This window comes from Scopulibacillus daqui, from assembly GCF_016908855.1.
GTDB classification, from domain to species: Bacteria; Bacillota; Bacilli; order Bacillales; family Sporolactobacillaceae; genus Scopulibacillus_A; species Scopulibacillus_A daqui.
Map to the genome: position 1 here is coordinate 84,448 of NZ_JAFBER010000006.1, position 23,690 is coordinate 108,137.

Sequence of the window (23,690 nt, forward strand, 5' to 3'; positions counted from 1 at the left end):
CTTATATCCCTTGGCGATCAGATAAAACCGGTGCAAGCTTTTGTTAGGCATCAGCTTGGAAGTTCCGAAGGGTTATGACCTTGAAAAATAGTCACAGGCGTATTTCTCGGCGTCACAAGTACAGGCCACCAGAATGGCGATCCGCGCCATCCATTCTTCTCTTCCCCATTTTGCCGTAATAAAATAAGCGCAGGTACCTCATCCGCAACTTTTCTTGCAAGCTTCAATTCACTGTTTTTCCCGCGCGGCGTATCAGGCGAATCCATATACCGGCCGTCTTCTCTCGTACGGGAACTGTCCCGTCCGGTTTTAACAATAACCCAAACTTGGCCTGCTTCCTTTCCTTCTGCATAAAGCGATAGGTATTCCATACACGATATAAACGCTTTAACATCCCAAGGTTTGCCGGCCTTTTCATCAAAGGCGGAATTGATTTTTTCAATAATCTGTACAGCTTTTTTCACATCAATCAGAAATGGTTTTTGTATATTGCCGCAGCCCATAATTAATTGGTCGAGTTCATCTACCGTTTTTTTAATATAAGACTTATAGCCCGTTTGAAAACCGACGGGCAGAAGCCGTTTAAAAGGTTTTAAAGTAATGGTTGATGAGAGGATCAGCTTGTTTGGATGGCATGGAATAATTTTGTTCCTGCTGTCCTTTTGAATAAAAACAACACCATTGTTATGTCCGCCCTTCTCAAAGGCCTTTCTTAGCGCTGAATCGAACTCGTGGATACTTTTCATCACATCATAGATCTCTGCTGTTGTATAAAATCGGGTGACAGCCAGATCTTCAAGGGGACGGTAGCCGAACATTCTAGAGTGCTGCAGAACCGTATCCTGCTGGAAGCGCCTTGGTCTTCTCCCGTAATAAAAGCCGATGAGATTGCCAATTGTGATGCCGCGGTCCAGAATCTGACCGCCGACAAAAACGTTTAAAGGCGTTCTTAATTTTAATTGCCCAGTGTCATCAAGGAGCTGATGAATGTCATTCTCCGAGTTCACCTTAGTGACCATTAAATACTCCCGCTCAATCGCCAGCAAAACGTGATACTTGACTTCTTCGTATTTTGGAGCGTTGCCGTCTAATAAAGCCATAGATTTAATTAAGTTGTTATAGGCATTTTTTATTAACTGTTCAAGAACAAGCGGATCGTGAGTTAATGCTTCTCTGAGCTGTTCTTTAATAGCGATAACAATCGATTCCTGCCACTCATGCGTTCCTTTCCTTTGCTCAGTATGAATAATGAAGCTATATTTCTTAGGGTAGACTCCCTTTTCTTGGTTTTGCAGACGGCGGATGATCCCGCCAACCATAAATGTGACGATTGCATTTCTCAGTGACTTCACTTTATGGCTCGTTAAGGCTTGCTCAATTTTAAAACGGCGCCGGTCTTCCTTCTTTAAGACGAGCAATTCATCATTGGTGATGGGTTCATATATACAGGAAGCGATAGAAGTGCTTTCTTCACTTTCTTCAAAATAATATTCACCGCCGATATATTCTTTTGGCACCGGAACTAATTCGGTAAAAGCCGGCCTTATCGGCTTAAAGGTTTTCGTTGATTCTTTAACTTTTAACTCGTCCGGCTGTAAATAAAGCGAATAAGGCGTAGCGGTCACTTGCAAAAAATCCGAATGCTTTAATTTCTTTCTAAGTTCATCGATTTGTCCAGCAATTCTATTAATCTCAATGATTTCCTTATCAGTTTTCTTAAAGCCAATGCTCGCAAAATCCGCTTCGTCATCTATAATCAATACTCTTTTTTCTGAAAGACATGGGTAAGTGTCAAAGATCGCTTTAAACAGCTTGTTAAAATTGTGCATTTCTTTCTTCACGACAAGCAGCAGTTTTTGGTCCAATTCATAAGTTATAAGATTTTCAGGCATCGTCATAATGTCAAAAATTTGGACAACATCCTCATCCCTGAAGGAAGCAAACTCTTTTTTCAGCCGTTCAAAAGTTTGCTGGGCAAGCGCCCTTGTGCCTTTAGTCAAAATGACGGCGATGTCATAGTCATTATCAAAAGCTAATGATGTAACACCTATGAACGTTCTTGTCTTGCCGCTTTGGATCTTCCCAAGCAGCATCCCCGGCCGCTGAAAGTTGGTATCATCGGCCATTAATTTTCTTACTGTATTTTCAATACATCGCTTTGTTTCAATAGAATATTGATTTACTTTGCAAAGCCTTTGATAAAAGAGGCCGTTGGTTCTTATGTCTGTCGTAATCATGATGTCTCCTTACTTGCTTAAAAGTCAAGCGCCTGGCTATTTTCTATATCGATTGCCGGTTAAATCTTGGAAAGAACGCTTTCTTCTTTCCGACGAATGATAATATGAAATAAGCCCCTCTATTAAAGGGTCGGTTAATATATGCGAGAATAAGCCTCCGACATTTTGATAGACCGCTTCTTTGGCATGATAGACGCAAAAATGATCAATATGCCACATATCATGATGAAAACTTAACGAAATCCGATAATAAGCGATATATGCCGGCTCATTAATATTTTTATAGTAAAAATCTATTTTTCCGGGACCTTTCTCCATCACCCCTAAATTTTTCAATGTCATTTTACCTTCTTTGCCAATTTGTATTTGCAGCACTTTATCCCTCTCCTTTTAGACATATTTTTTCCAAAAAGAGAGAGCTTAAAAGTGTCATTGATCAAATAAAATCAGAAAATACATAATATAACAAAGAAAAGTGATATAATGATCACAAAACGGCTGTCGATAGTGCGGCTTTTAAATGACAAATCTTAATATGCTTTAACCCGGCAAACCGTTTGTCCGCAAAAGGGGGAAATGAACATGGTAAAGCAAAATTCAATCAAAGCGGCTTCCGTTCAACTTGAAATTCCAGATGAGGAATCTAAGGAACAAAGAATTGAACGCGTGGATAAAATGCTGGATAACTTGAAGGATCAAGACCTTATTCTTCTTCCGGAAATTTGGGCTACCGGCTATTTTTCATTTGAAAATTATCAAAAAGAAGCAGAAACGATTAACGGGCCGTTTGTCCAACGTTTTTCAGCAAAAGCAAAACAACTAAACGCATGGTTATTCGCCGGCAGTTTTGTAGAAAAAGACGGCGATCATTACTATAATACCAGCGTTTTATTTAATCGCGAAGGAAAAATAGCTGGGACGAACAGAAAAATTCACCTGTTTCGCTATGGTTCATTGGAAGGTGAGATTTTGACAGCTGGCGATACTCCGGCTGTTGTTGATACTGAATTCGGGAAGGTCGGATTATCCACTTGCTATGATCTTCGGTTCCCGGAACTTTATCGCGCCCAAGTTGACCAAGGGGCAAAAATTTTACTGATTACATCGGCTTGGCCCCACCAGCGTCTCGAACATTGGAAACTGTTTAATGCTGTACGCGCCCTGGAAAATCAGTGCTATCTCATATCTTGTAATTGCGCCGGAACAACAAAAGGCATTCTTATGTCCGGTCATAGCCAAATTGTCGATCCTTGGGGAGTGGCCATGGCATCGGCGGGAGAATATGAAACGATAATCAAAAGTGAAATTAACCTTGATCAGATTGATCAAATTCGGGAAACTTTCCCGCAGCTGAAACATCGTGTACTGAAATCATAACGTCAAAATTAATACAGCTCATAGAAATAGGAATATAGCATCCTTTTCTATGAGCTCCTACAAGTTAAAAAATAATAGACACTCCTTTCTATCGAAAAGAGCGCCTATTATCAGCTGAATTACTTCACTAAATCGCGGAGCTGTTGGTTTACGTTATTTGTGCATAAGCCGCCATGATAACAAATAACAGATTGAATATCATATGCTGCAAATTTCTTTATGGATTGAAGGGCAAGAGCCATATCAGGCGTGAATTGAGGGTTTGGGCCAATCAGACGGCCATTTTCGCTGACTATAGCATCACCGGTAATCAATGTTTTGCTATTCTCCAAGTACAGACTGATGTGCCCTGGTGTATGTCCGGGGGTATAAATAACTCTAATTCCCCCGCAATAAGGCAATTCTTCTTGATCAGCAACCGTTTTATCAACTTTCGCCTTAGGAGGAGCCATTTTCTCTGCACGGTCACGATCCATTTTCATGAGAAGCTTTTCTCCTTCAATATACGGCTTATCCGCTTCATGAGCGATAACCTCAATGCTATTATTTGATTGCTGAATAATGTCCGGAAGGCCTCCAATATGGTCGAAATCTTGATGCGTCAGAACAACAGTTGTCAGCTTATCAAAGGGCACGCCTGCCTTTTCCATTTCCGTACGTATTTGTTCTGCCATGCCAGGCATCCCTGTATCGACTAATATAACATGATCCTCATCCCAAACAAGAGTCGGATGTATAGTCATTTGATGTCCCGTAAAGTCTGATGTTAATGTCATCATATTTACACCATTTGCAATTTTCATCCCATTCCAAAACTTGAAGTTTTGGGGCACCTCCTTATATAGGGTGATTGATTGTTCTTAAAAATTGCGTTACCAGTATTATTTTATCATGCTCCTGTCTTTAGGAACAATAAATGCATCTGGACACTCATCGCTGCGTAAAAGAAGATATCATATAAAAAAATGAGCGAAAGCATGCCCTATACTTTATTGATATTAATGTGCCGCATCAGAATTATTGGAAATATCTTGCCCTTTTTTTACCTTTAAAATGATATAACAGCAAACAATAATGGCAAAAATGCCCCTACCCCTTCTGAAACACCTTCTGTAAATCAGGTTAAAGAAGAACCACAAGAAGAATCAACACTTGATCTAGATGAAATAGTTCTTCCTATGTTTTAACTAGCGGGGTTCTATCCCCTGCTCTATCCAGTTATAATAAAACTAAATGAGACTTGGAGGTTAAACATGAATTTCGATTATATCGATCAACTCAAACAAAAGTTAGATGATAAACGTCCTCTTCCTCCCAGTATTGTCAATAATCTTAGAGATGTTTATCGTATTGAATGGACATACAATTCAAATGCGATTGAAGGAAATACATTAACACTTCTTGAAACAAAGATTGTTGTTGAAGAAGGTTTGACAATCGGCGGTAAAAAACTCAAAGAGCACTTTGAGGCTATAAACCATGCAGAAGCTATTGGTTATGTAGAAGAAATAGTTACAAATGAAGAAGATCTAACCCAGTTTATCATCAAAAACATACATCGCTTAATTCTTAAAAATATCGATGATGATAATGCAGGCAGATATAGAGAAACTAACGTAGGTATATCTGGTAGTCATCATCGGCCGCCAGAACATCCTTTTATTCAAGAAAAAATGGACGAGTTGATGAGTTGTTATCACACCAATAAGACAATCTTACATCCTGTAGAATTAGCATCCCTGTTTCATTTTAAGTTCGTCTATATTCATCCCTTCTCAGACGGCAACGGTCGCACTGCTCGATTATTAATGAATTTAATCTTAATGCAATACGGTTATCCGCCAGCTATAATAAAGGCCAAAGACGAAAATCGTCTGCGTTATTATGAAGCATTAGAAAAAGCTAGTATTAAAGGTGAAACTGACGACTTTATTCAACTTGTCAGTGATTGTGTAATTGACAGCTTAAATCATTATTTAAGTATGTTTTAGAGTAGGATAATATGGTACCTGTAGTTAGGGCACTTGAAAAAAAGAGTGTTTTATGCTCTTTCCTGCATGCCTTTTCCGATAACGAAAATAAAAAAGAAACTGGGCAATGATAATCAGTTAATAACTAAACCCCCACACTCATCCACTCAGGCCGATCCTCAGATCAATCGCTGAAAAATACATGCCATTTGCCGTACCGCGCCGATTCTAGCGGTATACAAATATAACGTTTTTTACATAACTTACTTGATATGAGGAAAAATACGGATGATAGAAAGGGGAATTTATATGGGAGCTATTGAAAAGAACGGATATACTTTTGACATTGAATACAGCGTCATGCTGCAAAAAGGTGCTGTTCACGTATACAAGGACGGACAATTTATACGAGAAATGCCTTTTCAATTTACCGGACAGGATCCCGACCCTGAAAAAATTGAACAAGTCGTCGATTCATTCTTTAATGATGAACATGAGTAAGATTGTATGTAAAAATCGGCTTTGTTGTTTGGCAAAATTGATTTGAGCCATTTCAAGGTCAATATAGCCTTCCTTATCAAAGCTGCCGGCGGCTATATCTTCCTCTGCCGGTTTTTCATAACATACATAAGATCTGACATTATCACGATTTGCGGCTAACTGTTCAACACGTTCTTTCATAACATGGGTTGAGCTGTTCGCCGTCGCATGAATAAAGGTCACCGAACGCTCAGGCAGTTTCTCCACAAGCATTTCTAACATACTTATGACAGGAGTCAGCCCAATTCCTCCGCTGATCAGTACGATTGGAAGGTCATTATTGACAATCGTAAAGTCGCCGGCAGGAGCGGCAAACTCCAATATATCCCCCTCCTTAACCTTTTTATGAAGATACTGAGAGACAATGCCTGCGGGCGCCTCTCCATGAGCGTCCTCACGCTTGACGGTAATCCGATAATAATCCTTTCCCGGAGCATCTGATAAGCTGTAATGCCGCATGTGCGTATACTTTTCACCCTTAATAGCGGCTTTAAGCGTTAAATATTGCCCGGCTTTAAATGAAGCAATGGGCTTGCCGTCTTTAGGCTTTAAATAAAAAGATGCGACGGCGTCCGTCTCCGGAACTTTTTTATCAACAATAAACTCGCGAAAGCCTAACCAGCCGCCGGGAGCATGCTCAGTTTTATCATAAAGCTCTTTTTCAATATTTATAAAAACATCCGCTATGTACTTGTAAGCGGCTCTCCAAGCATCGGTCACTTCATCATCAGCAGCATCCCCAAGGACATCTTTCACTGCCTGAAGCAGCGTTTCACCTACAACCTGGTATTGATCAGGCTTAACACCTAAGGCTCTATGCTTTTCAGAAATCCGCATCACAAGAGGTCTGATCGCATCTAAATGATTAATGTTTTCGCCGGCAGCATAGACAGCATAAGCTAATGCTTCCTGTTGCCCCCCTCTCTTTTGATTGGTTTGATTAAACATATGATAAAGTTCTGGAGCCTTTGAAAATAACAGCTTATAAAAACGCATGCCAATTTCGTGACTGTGTTCTTTTAAGACAGGTGCCGTTTCTTTAACTATGTCAAGTGCTTTTTCATCAAGCATCGTTTGCTCACCTACTGTTTAAAAAATATTTACATTTCAAGTAAAAAGGTCTATTTGCCATAAAAATTTAACCTTTTCTATTTCCATTTTTGACATATTTTTTATAAATATAAGCATTGTTGTTCTTTCTTATTTTTCAATGCGACTTAATAAATAATTTCATAAAAACTAAGTTGACTTATCGGAATAATTGGGGTTATGATTAAAAATAATAAAAAATGAAAGAAAACTCAGATGGTGCCAATTCTTAAAACGCTGGCGGCTGCCCGGCTGAATTTAGCCTCTATTTATCCAATGCAAATATCCAGAAAATACAAAAATGACTGGTCGGACAACCGAAGGTCCTAACTTTAAAAGCTAACTATTCCTTTGTGAGGTGAATAACTTTGAAGTTCGAGGTAACGAATAGTCCTTTTAGTCAAGAGCAGGCCGAACTCCTTAACCGCCTGCTGCCAACATTAACAGAAAAACAAAAAATTTGGCTGAGCGGATTTTTTGCCCATTTTGAAGACGCTGATGTTTCAACGGGCGATTCCGCCGGTCAAAAACAGCTAGCTGCGGCACCGCCTGTTGACAGTGCCAGACAGGACGCTTCCCGGGAAGTCACGATACTTTTTGGCTCAGAGACAGGCAATGCCCAGTCGCTTGCTGAAGACGTACACCAAAAGTTAAAGGACCGAGGTTTTCAAACAACCCTTTCCTCAATGGATGATTTTAAACCAAAAAATATAAAAAAGGTTCAGGATTTGCTGATCATAACGGCTACACATGGCGAAGGAGACCCTCCGGATAATGCCCGGTCGTTCTATGAATTCCTTAACAGCAGAAAAGCGCCTAAATTAGAAGGTCTGCGCTTCTCAGTACTCTCTCTTGGAGATCAGTCTTATGAATTTTTCTGTCAAACGGGCAAAGATTTTGACAAACGGCTGGAGGAATTAGGCGGTGAAAGGTTCTATGCACGGGTGGATTGTGATGTTGATTTTGACGAACCCGCAGCCGCTTGGATAGACGGGATCTTAAGCAAATTAGAAGAAGACAAAGCGGTTAATCCTGCAAATGAACAAAAAATCTTATCCATACAGCCGCAAACAAAATCACAGCCAAAACTGGCGGACTATTCAAGAACAAATCCATTTAAAGCGGAAGTCATTGAAAATTTGAAACTTAACGGACGAGGATCAAACAAAGAAACCCGCCATCTCGAATTATCTTTGGAAGGCTCTAATCTTGCTTTTGAACCAGGGGACAGTCTAGGCATATTCCCTAAAAATGCCCCCGGTCTTGCCGATTCAATTATCAATCAGATGAACTGGAAACCTGAAGACATCGTTACCATCAATAAACAAGGCGAAACGCTTCCGCTGCGCGAAGCTCTAATCTCCCATTACGAGATTACTAGATTGACGAAGCCAATGCTGACGCAAGCAGCACAGCTTTTTTCTAATGAAAGACTGAATGAACTCCTTAAGCCGGGCCATGAGGAAGAATTAAGAGCTTATCTTGATGGTCGAGACCTGCTTGATTTTGTGCGGGATTTTTCACCTAAAGAAGTACCGTCAAGCGAATTCGTACACATTCTTCGAAAAATGCCTCCCCGGCTTTACTCAATCTCGAGCAGCCTTAAGGCGAATCCTGATGAAGTGCATCTGACTATGGGAACCGTGAGATATAAGGCGTTCGGACGCAATCGGATCGGTGTCTGCTCTGGACAGTGTGCGGAACGGGTAGAACCCGGCGACTTCTTGCCCGTCTATATTCACCGAAACCCGAACTTTAAATTCCCATCGGACCCTGATACACCGATCATTATGGTAGGACCTGGCACCGGTGTTGCTCCTTTTAGATCCTTCCTGCAAGAACGTGAGGAAACAGGTGTGAAAGGAAAAACATGGCTGTTCTTTGGCGATCAGCATTTTAAAACAGATTTTCTTTATCAAGTTGAATGGCAAAAGTGGCTGAAAGATGGTGTGCTGTCAAAAATGGATGTCGCATTCTCCCGGGATAGCGCTAAGAAGGTGTATGTGCAGCACCGCATGCTTGAGAAAAGCCGCGATATTTATCAGTGGTTAGAAGAAGGCGCCAGTTTATATATTTGCGGCGACGAAAAAAATATGGCAAAAGATGTGCACCAAACACTGACAAAAATTCTTGAAAAGGAAGGCGGCCTGAACCGGGAAGAAGCCGAAAATTATCTAACAGACATGCGGCATCAAAAACGATATCAACGTGATGTCTACTAGGATAAATTGAAAGGAGTTTAATGATGGCTAAACATGATATAACGCCAAAAAATAAGCAGCTGAGCGACCTTGAGCGGATAAAACGCGAAAGCAACTACCTTCGGGGCACGATTGCAGAAGGGCTTGAAGAACAGTTAACCGGCGCGTTGTCTGAAGATGATAATAAGCTGTTAAAGTTTCATGGAAGCTACCAGCAAGATAATCGGGATTTGCGCGATGAGCGAAGGCGCCAGAAGCTTGAACCAGACTATCAGTTTATGGTGCGCGTCCGGACGCCAGGCGGTGTCACCACACCTAAGCAATGGTTAATTTTAGATCATCTCTCACAAAAATATGCTAACGGCACTATCAAATTAACCACCAGGCAATGCTTCCAAATGCACGGCATTTTAAAATGGCATCTTAAGAAGACTTTTCAAGAAATTAACGGCGCACTTCTAAGCACCTTGGCCGCTTGCGGAGATGTTAACCGAAATGTCATGTGCAGTCCAAATCCTTACCAATCGGAGGTTCATTCAGAAGTCTATGAATGGGCGGAGAAACTCGATAAATCTCTTGCCCCAAGGACAAGAGCGTATCATGAGATCTGGCTGGATGAAGAGAAGGTGGTAGATACCCGGGAATCGGATGAAGACGTTGAACCTATGTACGGCCCTGTCTATTTGCCAAGGAAATTTAAAATCGGCATTGCGGTTCCTCCTTCCAATGATGTAGATATTTTCTCGCATGATTTAGGTTTTATCGCCATTTTAGAAGACGGGCAATTGCAAGGATTTAATGTTGTTGTTGGCGGCGGCATGGGGATGACCCATGGAAATATCGACACGTATCCTCAAATAGGCCGTGTTGCCGGCTTTATTCCGGCCCACAAAATGGTTGAGGTTGCTGAAAAGGTCATCACCATCCAAAGGGATTACGGCAACCGCTCGGATAGAAAGAATGCGCGTTTTAAATATACGATTGATGCCCGGGGTCTTGATTGGTTTAAAGATGAATTAAATGAACGATTAGGCTGGCAGCTTGAAGAGGCACGTCCGTATCACTTTGACCATAACGGCGATCGCTACGGCTGGTTGGAAGGCAGCAACGGCATGTGGCATTTGAATCTGTTTATTCAAAACGGCCGGGTCAAAGATTTCAAAGACTATCCGCTCATGACCGGTCTCCGGGAAATTGCCAAAGTTCATACGGGCGAATTCCGTCTTACTCCTAACCAAAACATTATTATCGCTAATGTGACTAGCGAGAAAAAACCGGAAATTGAAGCATTGGTTAAAAAGTACGGACTGACGGAAGGGAAGCAATATTCGGCATTGCGGAGAAATTCGATGGCGTGCGTTGCTCTTCCGACTTGCGGTCTTGCTATGGCCGAATCGGAACGGTACCTCCCTTCTTTATTAGATAAAATCGAGGTCATTTTAGATGAAGCCGGCCTGCGGGATGAAGAAATTGTCATTCGCATGTCAGGATGCCCCAACGGCTGTTCCCGGCCGGCACTAGCCGAAATTGCCTTTATCGGCAAAGCCCCCGGCAAATATAATTTGTATCTGGGCGGCGGTTTCAGCGGCGAACGTTTGAATAAACTTTACCGTGAAAATCTTGGAGAAGAAGAAATACTTAATGAGCTCCGTCCAATTCTTCTTCATTATGCGAAAGAACGGCAAGAAGGTGAACACTTTGGAGATTTTGTTATTCGGGCCGGCTATGTTGAAGAAGTTCATTCGGGGCTTGATTTTCATAAAAAAAAATCGGAAGTATTGATCTAGCCTTTGAAAGCACATAGCCAGATGAATAATCATACCGAAGACATGTTTAACTTTATCTGCTATATATGATTTTTTTTAACCCGAAGAATAGTCTGTCAATATATACCTGTTGATTTTTACTGATATATGCACAAAAGAGAGCCCAAAAGGACTCTCTTTTTTTACTGGAATTTATTCACAGGGTCAGGCCACCTTGGACTTGGAACAAATCGAAGTAGCTGCCCCTTTTTTCCATAAGTTCATAGTGATTGCCGATTTCGGTGATTTGGCCGTTTTCTATAACAACGATACGATCGGCGTGAGTTATCGTCGATAATCTATGAGCAACGATGAATGTTGTCCGGTCTTTGGCCAGATCTTCAAGAGCTTCTTGAATAAGATGCTCGCTTTCAAGGTCTAGAGCTGATGTGGCTTCGTCCAAGACTAATAATGGCGGATTTTTCAAGAAAACCCGCGCTATTGAAATGCGTTGTTTTTGACCTCCCGACAGCTTAACGCCGCGTTCGCCGACCTTAGTATCATATCCTTCCGGAAGCCTCATAATGAAATCGTGGGCATTGGCTGCTTTAGCTGCTTGGATAACTTCTTCATCAGTCGCATAGGGATTCCCCATTTTAATATTGCTTTTTACTGATTCACTAAATAAAATGGTATCCTGAAGCACCATGCCAATTTTGTCTCTAAGCGATCTTACTTTAAAATCGCGGATATCGCGTCCATCAAGTTCTATGGCACCGCTTGTGACATCGTAAAACCTCGGTATGAGACTGACGAGCGTTGACTTGCCGCCCCCGCTCATTCCTACAAGCGCAATCGTTTCTCCCGGCTTGACGTCAAGATTAATATGGGATAAGGCTGGGGATTCACCTTTGTTGTAATAAAAAGAGACATCGCGGAAGCTGACATGGCCGTCGACAATATCAAGTGTTTTCGCATCGGGTTTATCTTGAATATCGTATTTTTCGTCTAAAAATTCAAAAACCCTATCCATGGAAGCAATTGACTGAGTTAATGTCGTTGATGAGTTCACGAGTCTTTTCAGCGGATCATATAATTGATTCAAATAAGAAAAGAACGCGACTAAGGTGCCGATCTGCTTAAGGTCTCCGGAAATAACAAGATAGGAACCGACGCCAATGACAAGAAGCGGGGAAATATCCGTAACAGTATTTACTACTGCAAAGGTTTTGGCATTCCAGCTTGTATGATCTAAGGCTTTTTGCCAAAAGTTCTTATTTTTTTCGGCAAACTGTTCCTGTTCGTAATCTTCTAATGCAAAACTCTTAATGACACTAATCCCCTGAACACGTTCATGGAGATGGCCTTGTACTTCAGCAAGCGCTTGAGAGCGGCTCCTTGTCAATTGCCTTAATTTAGAATAGAAAACCTTAACGATAATAGCGTATACCGGGAACATAATAATAGAGATTAAAGCAAGAATCCAGTTTAGCCAGAACATAATGATTAAAGCGATAAGAACAGTTGACATATCCAGCCAAATGTTCATTAAGCCTGTAATGACAAATGTTTTCGTTTGTTCCACATCATTAATGACTCTGGAGATAATTTCACCGATTTTACTATTGGAGTAATAGCGCAGACTTAATTTTTGAATATGGGCAAATAGTGTATCACGAATGTCATACAGCACTTTGTTTCCTGTCCATTGAGCAAAGTATTGACGATAATATTCGATCGGCGGACGTACGACAACAAAAATAAAAAAAGCGCCTCCCAGCAAATAGAGAAGCTTTTTCAGCTTTTCGGCATCTGATAATGATGTAGTATTAAGAATATCATCAATGACATACTTGAAAATTAAAGGAAGCAATAAAGGAATCCCAAACTTTACGAGTCCGACAATAACCGTAACAATGATTTGTTTTGTATACGGTTTGACAAATTTCATATATCGTTTAATGCTGCCCAGAATGCATCACCTAATTCCTTACTAACTTTTTATATAAGCTGTACCACTTGTCCACAAAACTTGGATTAAAAGGTCCTTTCTTGTTTTTTATCCAGTCAATCAATTCTTGCACATGACTTTTTAAGATATTATCGAGTTTCTTTGGATAATTCATTTTCCGCTTATGCAAAGAGTATTCATCTTCGTCAAGCAATTTATATGAACCATTTGGATATACTTTAATATCGAGATCATAATCGATGTACTTAAGAGCTTCCTCGTCCCAAGTAATCGGCGATCCTAAATTACAGTAGTAATAAATACCGTCTTGGCGGATCATGCAAATAATATTGAACCATTCTTTGGTGCTGAAATACGTGATAGCAGGTTCTTTTGTCCGCCAATGTCTTCCGTCGGATTCAATAACCAATGTTTGGTCATTGGCGCCAATGACTGTATCTTGAGTTCCTTTTAAAACCATTGTTTCTTCCCATACACGATGCAGCGTACCGTCGTGCTTATAACTCTGTATTTGAATGATCTGGCCCATACGAGGAAAACGCATCGTTGTTCCCCTTTCATATAAAAAGTGACATTGATATATCAATAATTATAACTTGTCTCCAAAAAATTTTAAAATAATATAACAATATGTTTTACATTTTTTCTAACATTGATACAAACTACTCTGCAACCGCGCGGATTTGAAAATGATTAAATTAATTTGTATAATCAAAAATTACTTAGAAAAAGAAAACAAAAGCAGGTGTATTTTTTGAAAATTAAAAGTGTAAATTCCAGAAGCATATTAACTAAAACGAGTGGTTATTTAGATGGATTTACACATAGCTTAAATCCCTATATAGGATGCGCGTTTGGTTGTAGTTACTGTTATGTCAGAAAAATGCCTGTTTCTATATTTCACAATGGAGAATGGGGGGATTGGGTAGATTACAAAGAAAATGCTATTGAGCTTTTAAAAAAAGAACTAAAAAAGAATATGTTAATTTTTATGTCTTCGAGTACAGACCCATATCAACCTTTAGAAAGCAAGTTAAAATTAACACAAAGGATATTAGAAACAATGGTATTAAATCCTCCAGATTATGTATTTATACAAACACGCAGCCCCATGATTAAAAGGGATGTATCTATTATAAAGCAGTTGCCACCTGAACATTATAGGGTTGGAATAACAATTGAAACGGATAGGAAAGACATACTAAAAGAATTTACACCTAATACGCCATCTTTTTTGAGCAGGTTACGAACTTTAGAGCTTCTTCAAAGAAATAATATTCCTACACAAGCAACAATCTCACCCATTCTTCCTTATAGTAACAACTTTTTTTTACACGCTTAAAAAAGTTACTAAAAAAGTAGTTATAGATGACTTTTACACTGGTGACGGCGCTAATGGAAAAAGATCGTTATCTTTAGGTGTTGAAAATAAGTTAAAGTTGCTTAATGAGAGCCCTTGGCTGTCTCCTCGAAAATTAATTGAAGCAATTGAAAGTGCGAAAAGAATTTTTGGAGAAGAAAACGTCTTTTTTGGTAAAAAAGGTTTTATGAAGTAAGTATTAACATTTTTATTTCTGTTTTTTCATTTTTAAACATTCATTTGGTTTTATGTAACTTTAAGGCAGCTACTAAAAAACAATACTTTAATAAACATTGTTCGAATATTATTATGCCCCTATCATCCTTTAGTCATTTACCCACAGGCACATAGAACACCGCCGATTGTCCAAGATAAAGGACAAGGAGGTGTTAATGAAAATGGTTGATGAAAAGCAAACGCCTGACTTTGATGCATTAAATGACCGATTAATTGCAGAACAGCCAAAAGGGCCGACGTTTGGCATTAAAACAAATTTAGATCCTAAAACACCGTTTGAAGAGAACCCTTATGCGGAAAATGTCAAAAGCAAAAAAGAACGGGAACAGCTGGAAGATTTTTTCGAGTAAAATGGCGTAAAAATAAATGAAGCTATCCAGGTCGGATAGCTTCATTTATATTCAAGCTCCCTGTTAGGAAGCTATTCATGTGTAAGGTGATGTTACTTTTGGTTTTGGCTTTTCTTAGCTTGAGATTGTTGGTTTTTCTGACGTACTGATTGAACGTCAGTTTCGCTAGCAAATTCTGTGCCAAATTGGCCGGCTTGACCAGCTTGACCAGCTTGCATTTTACCTGCAGCTTGACGGTTTTGTTGTTTAACGTGTTCAGCGTTAGTTCCAGCAGGTGTCATATTGCGCTTTGCCATTGGTATCACCTCCACAATAATAATGTAACCATTGTATTTTTCTTTTATGTAAAAGAGGAGCGTTTTTTTATCTCGCTTTCTGCCTTAAAGGGAAAAATCATCCTGTTCAGCAGTCTCAATAACCATCAGTTAATGAGTGCATTCAAAAATGGATATAACTAAACATATATGAAGAAAGGGTGATCATTTTATGTATAACGGAAGGGATTTTACGGCATTATCTATGATTCCAAAAGCCGAATGGAAGGACGATGAACTCGCTTACTTTCACCATTGTTTACAACAATTAACACCTTATTTAAACAGTGAAGGTGTTGAAATAAGAACTGAAGTCGTTAAAGAGATTGAATCAAGAGGCGGTTTATAAGAAATTCGCTGCATTGCTTTTTATAAATAATAAATAAAGTCTGATCCGCTAAGAGATCAGACCTTGCTTGATTTTATCAACTATTTTTTGATGAGAAACAGGGAATGGGAATTTCTCTAATTGCCCCAATGATGCCCATTGTTCATCCTTTTCGGCTGAAATCCTTTGTTCTATGGACCCAGCAAATAAACTTAAATGCCACTTTAAATGAGTAAATGTATGTTGTATATTAATGTTTACATCATTTATTTTAACTGGAGCAGAATAATTTTTTTCTATATAGTCACGAACGCTTTCTTCGATACTTGTCTCAGGTGATTCTAAAGGAATCATCGGAAATTCCCATAATTTAGCGAGCAGTCCTTTTTCGGGCCGTTTTCTAATTAAGTATTCACCTGATTGGTTTTTCAGAACAAGAACGGCAAAATGCAGGGGTTTAGGCGGCGTCTTTTTTTTCTTGACGGGGTATTCTGTTTGAACGCCTTCCTCATATGCCCCGCAATGAGCTGCAAGCGGGCATTGTTCACATTTCGCCTGTTTGGGTTTGCAAATCAAGGCTCCGATTTCCATTAACCCTTGATTAAATGCTGAAGGATCACTTTCAGGAATGATTCGGTAGATAATCTCTTCAAATAACCGCCTTGTTTTCTGTTTGGCTATATCATCGTCGATTAAAAAGACGCGGCTTAACACGCGCATTACATTGCCGTCAACTGCCGGCTCCGGCCGGTCATAAGCGATGCTGAGCACAGCCCCTGCTGTATATGGCCCGATGCCTTTAATAGATAAAATATCATTTTTGTTATCGGGCACACGACCCTGATAATTCTCAACAACTTCACGAACACCTTGTTGTAAATTGCGGGCGCGCGAATAGTACCCTAATCCTTCCCATATTTTAAGAACTGCTTCTTCATCTGCTGAAGCCAGATCTTGGGGTGTAGGGAACTTGGTAATAAAACGTTGGTAATAGGGAATAACTGTATCTACCTGTGTTTGCTGAAGCATCACTTCAGATACCCATATATAATAGGGATTTTTCGTTTGCCTCCATGGCAGATCGCGTTTGTATTTATAAAACCAGCGGATAAGATCTTGGTTAAATTGACTGATGTTAAAGTTTTCCCAGTCTCGTTGCATTGTCATTCTAAGCCTCCGGGGTTAAAAGTTCTGGATAATTAGCCTTTATCATGTAAAAAGGGTTCCCAAGTTGTATACTAATAACATAGGATATATATGTCTACATATCGTATCTATAAAAATATTCATTGACAGTTATTCTGCTGTTGATAGGAGGGCAGAACGCATTATGGATTCGGCTACACATATTGTAATGGGAATAGGGCTGGCGGGGCTCGCAACTATTGATCCTGTCGTTGCGCACAGCACTGCCAACATGCATGCTGTCCTAGCAGGAACCCTTGCTGGATCGATTATTCCTGATGTAGATACTGTACTAAAACTAAGAAATAATGCCGTGTATATTAGAAATCATCGGGGAATGACCCACTCCATTCCTGCGACTTTGCTGTGGCCGATTCTTTTAACTGCCCTGATCGCAATCTTTTTTCCGACAGTTAATAAGATTCATTTATGGTTATGGACGTTTATCAGTGTATTTCTCCATGTTTTCGCAGATATTTTTAACGCTTACGGCACGCAAGCCGTGAGACCTTTATCTTATCGCTGGATCGCCTTGGGCATGATAAACATATTCGATCCGTTTATTTTCGGCATTCATTTAGCCGGCTTTATCCTTTGGTATTTCGTTGGCCAGCCATGGATGATTTTCTTAGCCATTTACGCTGTTTTGATCATTTATTATTTGTGGCGGGCAAGTGTCCACCATAAGATCGTTAACAGGGTAAAAGCCGAGCTGCCTGACGCTGTTGAAGTTTTTTTGTCGCCAACCCTGCGCTGGTCGCAATATCATTTGGCCGTTAAAGGCGAAAAGCATTACTATGTTGGTGAAATAACCGCTGATGGCATTAGCATTATCGATACATTTACAAGAAAGCCGGTACCAAACAACGATGTGATAAAGGCCGCCAAAGAAGATAAAAATCTCCATGCTTTTCTTTCCTTTTCCCCTATCCACAGATGGGAAATCAATTCTTTCGAAAAGGGGTACGAAGTAAAGTTTATTGATTTAAGATATCTTTCAAAAGGCCATTATCCATTTGTCGCGGCAGTCTGGCTTGATAATAACTTAAATATTATCAGCTCATATACCGGCTGGGTATACAGCGACAAAAAGCTTAGAAAAAAACTTTTGCCTGCACGAAGAGAAAGAAGGGCTTAATCCGCCCTTCTTTTCTTATAGGCTGGAGGTGGATGTTTTTTTAATATTGCTGATATTTCAGTGCGTACTGCCGCTTTATTCAGGCTGTTTCTTAACCAGCATTGATATTGGAAAAGCGGCAAGCTCATCAGAATTTCCCCGATATCCCCAGGCAAAGGTCCCATTCATATAAGAAATTTTAAAAGAAGCACCCGGGTCTCCGGCAATTTGATAGATTTCCCCAGGCTTAAATTGCGACGGATCCATTAAGTAAGCTTTTGCCATCTGTGCTTTTCTTTCATAGACAGCAAATTCATTAACAATCCCCATTTGTTCCGCTTTCTTGGCCTTTTCATTCAATCTGGCAATCTCCTGGCGCAATTCATATTCTGTCATTTGACTATATCTTTTTTCCATAACGGCTTTCCCCCTGATAGGAATGAACTAGTACTATTATACATAAATGAATAAAAAAGCAAAAAGCTTCACATCTCATCATCGCATTCAGATTCCTGAATAAACCGTTCAATAAGAGAAGCAGAAAATCCTTTCCGGAACAGGTACTGCTTTATTTTCTGATCCCGCTCCCAGCCGGTATATTTTCTGTATTTCTTGAGAGCTTTCTCTCCTTGATAGCAAATAGCTTTCCATTCTTCTTCATCCGACTTGGAAAAAGCATCTTCTAAAACGGCGCTGATCGTATCTAAATAGAAGCCTCTTTGCAGAAGCAGCCGGGAGAGGCGCTGCTTTTCCTCAACGGCCGAACGCTTTGAACCGGATCCCATTTTCTTTTTTATAAACCTAAGAGCATTCTCATATTGTTCTTGGGGTGCGTATTGATCAAGCGCTGCCTTAGCCGTTTTCTCACTCACTCCAGATTGGATCAGCTCGCGAAAAATATAGTTCGGACCTTTGGTTGTTAAGCGTTTCCTTGATCTTACAAATGCTTCAGCAAACACTTTATCATTTAATAGATTCTCACGAGACAGCCTATGAATGATTTGCTCTATTTTCGGTCTTTCACAGCCTTTTTTTAATAAATAGTCTGCCAATTCCCGCTTTGATCGCATACGATATGATAAGTAGTTTAACGCAAGATGATAGATTTTCACCAAGCTTTCTTCGGATCGTATAGCGTTTAACTTTTCTTGCGAAAGCTCTAACCCTTTTCTTAATTCATTCGCAACAAGAACATCTTCATGAACATTAAGAGTCATCACACTGCCGTTTTCCTGCTTAATATCAACGTAAAAATAACCTTTATTTTTTTCATCTACCCGCAATTTACTTATTTGATACACGATCAATCACCGCCGCATCTATTATAGTTTCCAGTCATTAAATCATTTTAAGGGATTCCCTGTTAAAGGAGTGAGGTTGTTTTGAATCTCTTAATTACGGGAGGGACTGGTTTTATTGGACGAGCGTTGTCCAAGCATTTCAGCAGCTTGGAGCATCATGTATATATTCTTACAAGACGTGCCGTCATTAGTCATCAATCCCAATATATTCATTATGTCCAATGGCTGACTGACAGACGCTCTCCTCTTCATCAACTGCCGCCCATTGATGTTGTTATTAACCTTGCCGGAGCGCCAATTTACGATGAGCGCTGGACTGAATCTAAGAAAAAAGAAATTTTAAAAAGCCGTCTGCATGCAACTAAAGCACTTATTCACTTATTAGAAAACATGCCGAAGAAACCATTCTTATTGATCAGCGCTTCCTCCGTCGGCTACTACGGTGCATCTAGGACGCAAATGTTCACAGAAGAATCCAGCTTCGACGGCAGCGAATTTTTAGCTGATGTCAGTTATCGCTGGGAGAAAGAGGCGATGCGGGCGGAACAGCTTGGCATCAGAACCGTACTGGCAAGGTTCGGACTTGTACTTGACGCAAATGATGGCGTACTGCCTAAGCTGCTCCTGCCTTATAGATACTTTATCGGAGGCACAATCGGTTCTGGAAAGCAATGGGTATCATGGATTCATATCGATGATCTTGTCCGCCTCATAGATTTCATTATTAAGCATCCCTATTTAGAGGGCCCCATAAATGTCACTGCTCCTTCTCCTGTAAAGATGAAAGAATTTGGACAAACAATTGGGAAGGTTATGAAGCGCCCGCATTGGTTAATATTCCCGGCTTTTATCTTAAAACTTATCTTTGGAGAAATAAGTGAACTTTTCATTAAAGGACAAAAAGTCATGCCTAAAAAAGCCCTTACAGCCTCATTTGTTTATCAATATCCGAGCCTTGAAGAAGCATTAAAAAGTCTTTTAAATTGATGATAAATTCTATTCCCATTTTATCAAAAACAGGATATAATAATCTAAATTTCATATACCAATACTTGTTTCAAACAGAATATTTTCTCTCGTTTTTAATAACCTTAACGGGAAGGCAATTGGTGCGCCGCCAAAGTTTCTTTGGTCCTAGTGGGTTCGATTCCCATCCCGGCAGGCATATGGAAACTCCCTCGTCCGCTTAGAGACGAATGTTCCTGTTAATAGTGTTTTATATTATTTTGGGGCGGGTCCCCACTGGGAGGTATGCATTATATTAAAGAAACGTAACCTTTCGGAGTGTGGCGTATTGTTTCAGCTCATGCAGCATCCTGAAGTGTTCCCTTTTGTCCGGCACAAAGCCCAGACATTAGAAGAATATCAGTTAATTGTTCAAGAAATGATTAGAAAAGAAGCAAATAATGAAATCATTTCCCGTACGGTTATAGATGAACATCGACAACCTATCGGCACAATCACTTTATATGACATTGTTGATAATAAAGGGTTTTTGGGAACATGGATTGGCAGGCCTTATTTTGGCAAAGGCTATAACCAAAGCGCCAAAGAAGCCTTTTTTTCTGAACTTTTTCTTGAGAAAGCGATCCAAACAATTTATTTGAAAATTCGAAAATATAATGTCCGTTCTCAAAAAGCCGCTGAAAAAATACCTTATGCCCAGGTTGTCGAACACCCTGTTTTACAATTCGCTGACCACGATCCTAACCTGTTTCATTTATACGAAATTACAAGAGAGCGTTACATCCTTCATAAGCAATATATTCAATCTTTCTCATTAAATATAGATACCTTGAAAGAGGAAGCATAGCGCCGTTTGACTCCCCCTTGGATGAACATCATCCGCTAGGGGGAGTTGCTTTTTGTTTAAACACTCACTTTTTGGAAAAAATAATATTAAAGTTTTGTGGAGGAAAATAAATCCTCCTCACACTTATCCTTAACAAAGGAGTGATCATATGGGATCAAAGCGGGACAAGCATACGATTAATCGGTTCGATCATTTAAACAAAACACAATCCGTGCTTTATCAAAAAGAATTCAAAAGAGCCGACAGTGTCTATCAAAAAGGCAGAAAATCATAGGGAGGTTTTCTAACATGGAACGCAAATTTGATGATCATAAAGAAGGCATCGCTAAAAATGAAGATGTCCAATATACTCAAGCCCTCGATTCCGATGATCAAGAAGCCTTAGAACGTGCAAAGCAAGCCGACAAACGCGCCGAAAATGGTGCAGAAGGCTAAATAAATAAAAGCCCTGTATGGCCGTATGATCCATACAGGGCTTTTGCAATTATTCATCTTGATCGACAGATATCGGCTTCCAAAAAGATACGGCAAGAAACGCTAAGCCAAAGACGAGAATAACAATGCCCCACCAAAGATTCAGATTAATATGTTCGTGCGCTTTGTCCGGTGCGGCAAACAATCCGTATCCGCCTATAAGCAATCCATAAAATGTAAAGAGGACACCAATGATTTTCCGAAGATCAAAATATCCCTGTTTCTGAGACCCCATTATTTTCCCTCCTTACCATAACCAAATATTAAGAATAACCAGGATAACTAGAGAAATGGCTGACAGAATGCCCGGCCGTTTATACCAAGCAAGATGTTTATAATTCGGCTTATCTGAATAGCAGTAAACCAAACCAGATAACTCTTCTTTCTTCTTAGGTTCAGTAAAGCAGCTGACCACGATCGTCACAACCATTGTGATCACCCATGCGATTAACGCGCGCCAGAAGTTACTGGCTTGTGCCGATCCGTAGAACTCGGCTGGAATGGCAAAATAGGCAACAAAGGCGCCGACAACGCCGCAAAGCAATCCCCAAAAGCCGCCCCAAGCTGTCGTTCGCTTCCAAAACATACCGAGTAAAAAAGTGCCGAACAGCGGCGCGTTAAAGAATGAGAATAATGTTTGCATATAGTCCATAACACTTGAATATCTGCCAGCGATGTATGCGGTTCCAATACTAACGATAATGCCGATGACAATGGACCAGCGGCCGACATTGATGTAATGCTTATCCGATGCATTCTTGTTAATATAAGCTTGATAAATATCGTAAGTAAAAATAGATGTAAATGCTGTAATGTTGCCTGCCATACCGCTCATAAAACTCGCCAGCATAGCTGTTAACCCCAAACCGAGAAGCCCCGGAGGATAATACCGCTGAATCAAGAGCGGCAAGGCTAAGTTATAGCTCGGACCGCCCGGCTTTCCAAGATTATGGAATAAAACAGCCGCAATAAGACCGGGAACAATAACCAAAAGCGGAACCACCATTTTAAAGAACGTTGCAAAGATTGGCGTATTTTGTGCCGACCGCAAGTTCTTTGCCGCAAATCCCCGCTGTACAACGAGAAAATCCGTTGTCCAATAACCAAAACCTAGAACAAAACCCAAGCCGAGAATAATCCCTAACCAGCTGATGCCCATGGCATTTTGAGAGGCTTGCATGGTATCTCCCCATAGGTGGCCAAAGCTGTCCGGCAATTGCGCCAACATTTGATGCCAACCGCCCAACTCATGCAAACCCAGGAAAGGAATTGGCAAAAGACCTATCCAGATTAAGAAGAATTGTACGACTTCATTGTAGATTGAAGACGTCAAACCGCCTAATCCAACATATATTAAAACAACAACAGCCGAAAATAAAATGCTTGTTGTCAGTGACCAGCCGATTAATACTTTAAAGATGAGACCCATTGAGTACAGGCTGATGCCTGAAACAAGAATAGTCATCACTGCAAATGTCACCGCATTCAAGGCACGGGTTGCTTCATTATAGCGAAGCTTCAAGTACTCAGGAACAGACCGGATTTTTGTTGCATAGTAGAATGGCATCATATACAACCCTAGGAACAGCATAGCCGGAATAGCGCCAACAAAATAGAAATGGGTTGTCATAATACCGTATTCGGCACCGTTTGCCGCCATACCCAGCAGCTCCAATGCGCCTAAGTTGGCTGACAAAAAAGCAAGACCCGTGATCCAAGTCGGTATGGAGCGGCCGGAAAGGAAGAAATCCTCGCCAGACTTCATATATTTTTTTAATAAAAAACCAATGCCAATGACGAAAATAAAATAAACGATAATGACAATATAATCAACAGCACCGGCATCAAACAACGTTTTGTTCATAGGCTTCACCCTCTCTTCGTTATATAAAAACGCTTACAATAACACCTTTATTATTTAAATTTATTAATTAATTTAAAAATAATGCATATAGAAAGCGCTGTCAATACTTTTGAAACTCAGCCTATAAGACGAAAGATTGAGTGATAGAAAAGTGAGCGTACATGGCTTGCACCTTCCCTCACTCCCCAAATCACCCATACATGAATGTCTGTGAAA

The 23,690-nt window shown here is 40.2% G+C and carries 25 protein-coding genes; 13 read left to right on the forward strand and 12 right to left on the reverse strand.

Annotation, left to right across the window (positions count from 1 at the left end):
- Positions 1-50 precede the first annotated feature (50 nt).
- Positions 51-2,237, reverse strand: a complete 2,187-nt coding sequence (locus tag JOD45_RS06565; protein ID WP_205003076.1) for a Z1 domain-containing protein — start codon at positions 2,235-2,237, stop codon at positions 51-53.
- A 36-nt stretch (positions 2,238-2,273) separates the two neighbouring features.
- Positions 2,274-2,612 carry a hypothetical protein gene (locus JOD45_RS06570; RefSeq protein ID WP_205003077.1) on the reverse strand — a complete coding sequence of 113 codons (339 nt, stop codon included), beginning with the start codon at positions 2,610-2,612 and terminating at the stop codon, positions 2,274-2,276.
- A gap of 207 nt (positions 2,613-2,819) precedes the next feature.
- Here JOD45_RS06570 and JOD45_RS06575 point away from each other — a divergent pair, with 207 nt between their 5' ends.
- On the forward strand, positions 2,820-3,614 hold the full coding sequence (locus tag JOD45_RS06575; protein WP_239549119.1) for a carbon-nitrogen family hydrolase: 795 nt from the start codon (positions 2,820-2,822) through the stop codon (positions 3,612-3,614).
- 119 nt (positions 3,615-3,733) lie between these two features.
- Here the strand turns inward: JOD45_RS06575 and JOD45_RS06580 are convergent, their stop codons facing one another.
- Entirely contained in the window at positions 3,734-4,417 is a 684-nt protein-coding gene (locus JOD45_RS06580; RefSeq protein WP_205003078.1) for an MBL fold metallo-hydrolase, read from the reverse strand.
- Between the two features lie 450 nt (positions 4,418-4,867).
- On the opposite strand from JOD45_RS06580, the gene JOD45_RS06585 reads away from it, so the two are divergent.
- Together JOD45_RS06585 and JOD45_RS06590 are read left to right on the forward strand one after the other, a co-directional pair.
- Positions 4,868-5,605, forward strand: coding sequence for a Fic family protein (locus JOD45_RS06585; RefSeq protein ID WP_205003079.1), 738 nt, complete (start codon positions 4,868-4,870; stop codon positions 5,603-5,605).
- Positions 5,606-5,893: 288 nt separating this feature from the next.
- Positions 5,894-6,085, forward strand: a complete 192-nt coding sequence (locus JOD45_RS06590; protein WP_205003080.1) for a DUF5370 family protein — start codon at positions 5,894-5,896, stop codon at positions 6,083-6,085.
- Here the strand turns inward: JOD45_RS06590 and hmpA are convergent.
- On the reverse strand, positions 6,059-7,195 hold the full coding sequence (gene hmpA, locus JOD45_RS06595) for an NO-inducible flavohemoprotein (protein ID WP_205003081.1): 1,137 nt from the start codon (positions 7,193-7,195) through the stop codon (positions 6,059-6,061). The genes JOD45_RS06590 and hmpA overlap by 27 nt on opposite strands.
- 386 nt (positions 7,196-7,581) lie before the next feature.
- Between hmpA and JOD45_RS06600 the strand changes: the two genes are divergently transcribed.
- Together JOD45_RS06600 and cysI are read left to right on the forward strand one after the other, a co-directional pair.
- The gene (locus JOD45_RS06600) at positions 7,582-9,435 is read left to right on the forward strand and encodes an assimilatory sulfite reductase (NADPH) flavoprotein subunit (RefSeq protein WP_205003082.1); all 1,854 of its coding nucleotides are present in this window, start codon (positions 7,582-7,584) and stop codon (positions 9,433-9,435) included.
- A 23-nt stretch (positions 9,436-9,458) separates the two neighbouring features.
- Complete coding sequence (gene cysI / locus JOD45_RS06605) at positions 9,459-11,201, forward strand: assimilatory sulfite reductase (NADPH) hemoprotein subunit (RefSeq protein ID WP_205003083.1); 1,743 nt, start codon at positions 9,459-9,461, stop codon at positions 11,199-11,201.
- A gap of 175 nt (positions 11,202-11,376) precedes the next feature.
- Here cysI and JOD45_RS06610 read toward each other — a convergent pair whose 3' ends face one another.
- Entirely contained in the window at positions 11,377-13,110 is a 1,734-nt protein-coding gene (locus JOD45_RS06610; RefSeq protein ID WP_205003084.1) for an ABC transporter ATP-binding protein, read from the reverse strand.
- Between the two features lie 31 nt (positions 13,111-13,141).
- Positions 13,142-13,675 carry a nucleoside tri-diphosphate phosphatase gene (gene ntdP / locus JOD45_RS06615; RefSeq protein ID WP_205003085.1) on the reverse strand — a complete coding sequence of 178 codons (534 nt, stop codon included), beginning with the start codon at positions 13,673-13,675 and terminating at the stop codon, positions 13,142-13,144.
- 159 nt (positions 13,676-13,834) lie between these two features.
- Between ntdP and JOD45_RS06620 the strand changes: the two genes are divergently transcribed.
- Positions 13,835-14,473 carry an SPL family radical SAM protein gene (locus JOD45_RS06620; protein ID WP_205003086.1) on the forward strand — a complete coding sequence of 213 codons (639 nt, stop codon included), beginning with the start codon at positions 13,835-13,837 and terminating at the stop codon, positions 14,471-14,473.
- Positions 14,474-14,883: 410 nt separating this feature from the next.
- Positions 14,884-15,078, forward strand: a complete 195-nt coding sequence (locus tag JOD45_RS06625) for a hypothetical protein (RefSeq protein WP_205003087.1) — start codon at positions 14,884-14,886, stop codon at positions 15,076-15,078.
- Between the two features lie 92 nt (positions 15,079-15,170).
- Here JOD45_RS06625 and JOD45_RS06630 read toward each other — a convergent pair whose 3' ends face one another.
- Positions 15,171-15,374, reverse strand: a complete 204-nt coding sequence (locus JOD45_RS06630; RefSeq protein ID WP_205003088.1) for a gamma-type small acid-soluble spore protein — start codon at positions 15,372-15,374, stop codon at positions 15,171-15,173.
- 190 nt (positions 15,375-15,564) lie between these two features.
- On the opposite strand from JOD45_RS06630, the gene JOD45_RS06635 reads away from it, so the two are divergent.
- Positions 15,565-15,741: a hypothetical protein gene (locus tag JOD45_RS06635; RefSeq protein ID WP_205003089.1), complete on the forward strand. Its 177-nt coding sequence runs from the start codon at positions 15,565-15,567 to the stop codon at positions 15,739-15,741.
- A 48-nt stretch (positions 15,742-15,789) separates the two neighbouring features.
- Here JOD45_RS06635 and mutY read toward each other — a convergent pair whose 3' ends face one another.
- Complete coding sequence (gene mutY, locus JOD45_RS06640) at positions 15,790-16,887, reverse strand: A/G-specific adenine glycosylase (protein WP_205003090.1); 1,098 nt, start codon at positions 16,885-16,887, stop codon at positions 15,790-15,792.
- 163 nt (positions 16,888-17,050) lie between these two features.
- Between mutY and JOD45_RS06645 the strand changes: the two genes are divergently transcribed.
- Positions 17,051-18,043, forward strand: coding sequence for a metal-dependent hydrolase (locus JOD45_RS06645; RefSeq protein ID WP_205003091.1), 993 nt, complete (start codon positions 17,051-17,053; stop codon positions 18,041-18,043).
- Positions 18,044-18,118: 75 nt separating this feature from the next.
- Here the strand turns inward: JOD45_RS06645 and JOD45_RS06650 are convergent, their stop codons facing one another.
- Both JOD45_RS06650 and JOD45_RS06655 read right to left on the reverse strand, forming a co-directional pair.
- A complete protein-coding gene (locus tag JOD45_RS06650; RefSeq protein ID WP_205003092.1) occupies positions 18,119-18,439 on the reverse strand; it encodes a YfhH family protein in 321 nt (106 codons plus the stop codon).
- A gap of 68 nt (positions 18,440-18,507) precedes the next feature.
- The gene (locus tag JOD45_RS06655; RefSeq protein ID WP_205003093.1) at positions 18,508-19,323 is read right to left on the reverse strand and encodes a RecX family transcriptional regulator; all 816 of its coding nucleotides are present in this window, start codon (positions 19,321-19,323) and stop codon (positions 18,508-18,510) included.
- Positions 19,324-19,404: 81 nt separating this feature from the next.
- On the opposite strand from JOD45_RS06655, the gene JOD45_RS06660 reads away from it, so the two are divergent.
- From JOD45_RS06660 to JOD45_RS06675, 4 genes are all read left to right on the forward strand, one after another.
- The gene (locus JOD45_RS06660) at positions 19,405-20,310 is read left to right on the forward strand and encodes a TIGR01777 family oxidoreductase (RefSeq protein ID WP_205003094.1); all 906 of its coding nucleotides are present in this window, start codon (positions 19,405-19,407) and stop codon (positions 20,308-20,310) included.
- A 271-nt stretch (positions 20,311-20,581) separates the two neighbouring features.
- Positions 20,582-21,136: a GNAT family N-acetyltransferase gene (locus JOD45_RS06665; protein WP_205003136.1), complete on the forward strand. Its 555-nt coding sequence runs from the start codon at positions 20,582-20,584 to the stop codon at positions 21,134-21,136.
- 148 nt (positions 21,137-21,284) lie between these two features.
- The gene (locus JOD45_RS06670; RefSeq protein WP_205003095.1) at positions 21,285-21,410 is read left to right on the forward strand and encodes a YfhE family protein; all 126 of its coding nucleotides are present in this window, start codon (positions 21,285-21,287) and stop codon (positions 21,408-21,410) included.
- Between the two features lie 14 nt (positions 21,411-21,424).
- Positions 21,425-21,571: a hypothetical protein gene (locus JOD45_RS06675; protein WP_205003096.1), complete on the forward strand. Its 147-nt coding sequence runs from the start codon at positions 21,425-21,427 to the stop codon at positions 21,569-21,571.
- A gap of 49 nt (positions 21,572-21,620) precedes the next feature.
- Here JOD45_RS06675 and JOD45_RS06680 read toward each other — a convergent pair whose 3' ends face one another.
- A complete protein-coding gene (locus tag JOD45_RS06680) occupies positions 21,621-21,845 on the reverse strand; it encodes a hypothetical protein (RefSeq protein WP_205003097.1) in 225 nt (74 codons plus the stop codon).
- 12 nt (positions 21,846-21,857) lie between these two features.
- On the reverse strand, positions 21,858-23,474 hold the full coding sequence (locus JOD45_RS06685; protein ID WP_205003098.1) for a sodium:solute symporter family protein: 1,617 nt from the start codon (positions 23,472-23,474) through the stop codon (positions 21,858-21,860).
- Positions 23,475-23,690 lie beyond the last annotated feature (216 nt).

What these genes read in the sequence shown, in the direction of transcription:
- JOD45_RS06565 (WP_205003076.1), bottom strand. Translation starts at nt 2,237, where the DNA reads ATGATTACGACAGACATAAGAACCAACGGCCTCTTTTATCAAAGGCTT.
- JOD45_RS06575 (WP_239549119.1), top strand. Translation starts at nt 2,820, where the DNA reads ATGGTAAAGCAAAATTCAATCAAAGCGGCTTCCGTTCAACTTGAAATT.
- JOD45_RS06580 (WP_205003078.1), bottom strand. Translation starts at nt 4,417, where the DNA reads ATGAAAATTGCAAATGGTGTAAATATGATGACATTAACATCAGACTTT.
- JOD45_RS06585 (WP_205003079.1), top strand. Translation starts at nt 4,868, where the DNA reads ATGAATTTCGATTATATCGATCAACTCAAACAAAAGTTAGATGATAAA.
- JOD45_RS06590 (WP_205003080.1), top strand. Translation starts at nt 5,894, where the DNA reads ATGGGAGCTATTGAAAAGAACGGATATACTTTTGACATTGAATACAGC.
- hmpA (WP_205003081.1), bottom strand. Translation starts at nt 7,195, where the DNA reads ATGCTTGATGAAAAAGCACTTGACATAGTTAAAGAAACGGCACCTGTC.
- cysI (WP_205003083.1), top strand. Translation starts at nt 9,459, where the DNA reads ATGGCTAAACATGATATAACGCCAAAAAATAAGCAGCTGAGCGACCTT.
- JOD45_RS06610 (WP_205003084.1), bottom strand. Translation starts at nt 13,110, where the DNA reads ATGAAATTTGTCAAACCGTATACAAAACAAATCATTGTTACGGTTATT.
- ntdP (WP_205003085.1), bottom strand. Translation starts at nt 13,675, where the DNA reads ATGCGTTTTCCTCGTATGGGCCAGATCATTCAAATACAGAGTTATAAG.
- JOD45_RS06625 (WP_205003087.1), top strand. Translation starts at nt 14,884, where the DNA reads ATGAAAATGGTTGATGAAAAGCAAACGCCTGACTTTGATGCATTAAAT.
- JOD45_RS06630 (WP_205003088.1), bottom strand. Translation starts at nt 15,374, where the DNA reads ATGGCAAAGCGCAATATGACACCTGCTGGAACTAACGCTGAACACGTT.
- JOD45_RS06635 (WP_205003089.1), top strand. Translation starts at nt 15,565, where the DNA reads ATGTATAACGGAAGGGATTTTACGGCATTATCTATGATTCCAAAAGCC.
- mutY (WP_205003090.1), bottom strand. Translation starts at nt 16,887, where the DNA reads ATGACAATGCAACGAGACTGGGAAAACTTTAACATCAGTCAATTTAAC.
- JOD45_RS06645 (WP_205003091.1), top strand. Translation starts at nt 17,051, where the DNA reads ATGGATTCGGCTACACATATTGTAATGGGAATAGGGCTGGCGGGGCTC.
- JOD45_RS06650 (WP_205003092.1), bottom strand. Translation starts at nt 18,439, where the DNA reads ATGGAAAAAAGATATAGTCAAATGACAGAATATGAATTGCGCCAGGAG.
- JOD45_RS06670 (WP_205003095.1), top strand. Translation starts at nt 21,285, where the DNA reads ATGGGATCAAAGCGGGACAAGCATACGATTAATCGGTTCGATCATTTA.
- JOD45_RS06675 (WP_205003096.1), top strand. Translation starts at nt 21,425, where the DNA reads ATGGAACGCAAATTTGATGATCATAAAGAAGGCATCGCTAAAAATGAA.
- JOD45_RS06680 (WP_205003097.1), bottom strand. Translation starts at nt 21,845, where the DNA reads ATGGGGTCTCAGAAACAGGGATATTTTGATCTTCGGAAAATCATTGGT.
- JOD45_RS06685 (WP_205003098.1), bottom strand. Translation starts at nt 23,474, where the DNA reads ATGAACAAAACGTTGTTTGATGCCGGTGCTGTTGATTATATTGTCATT.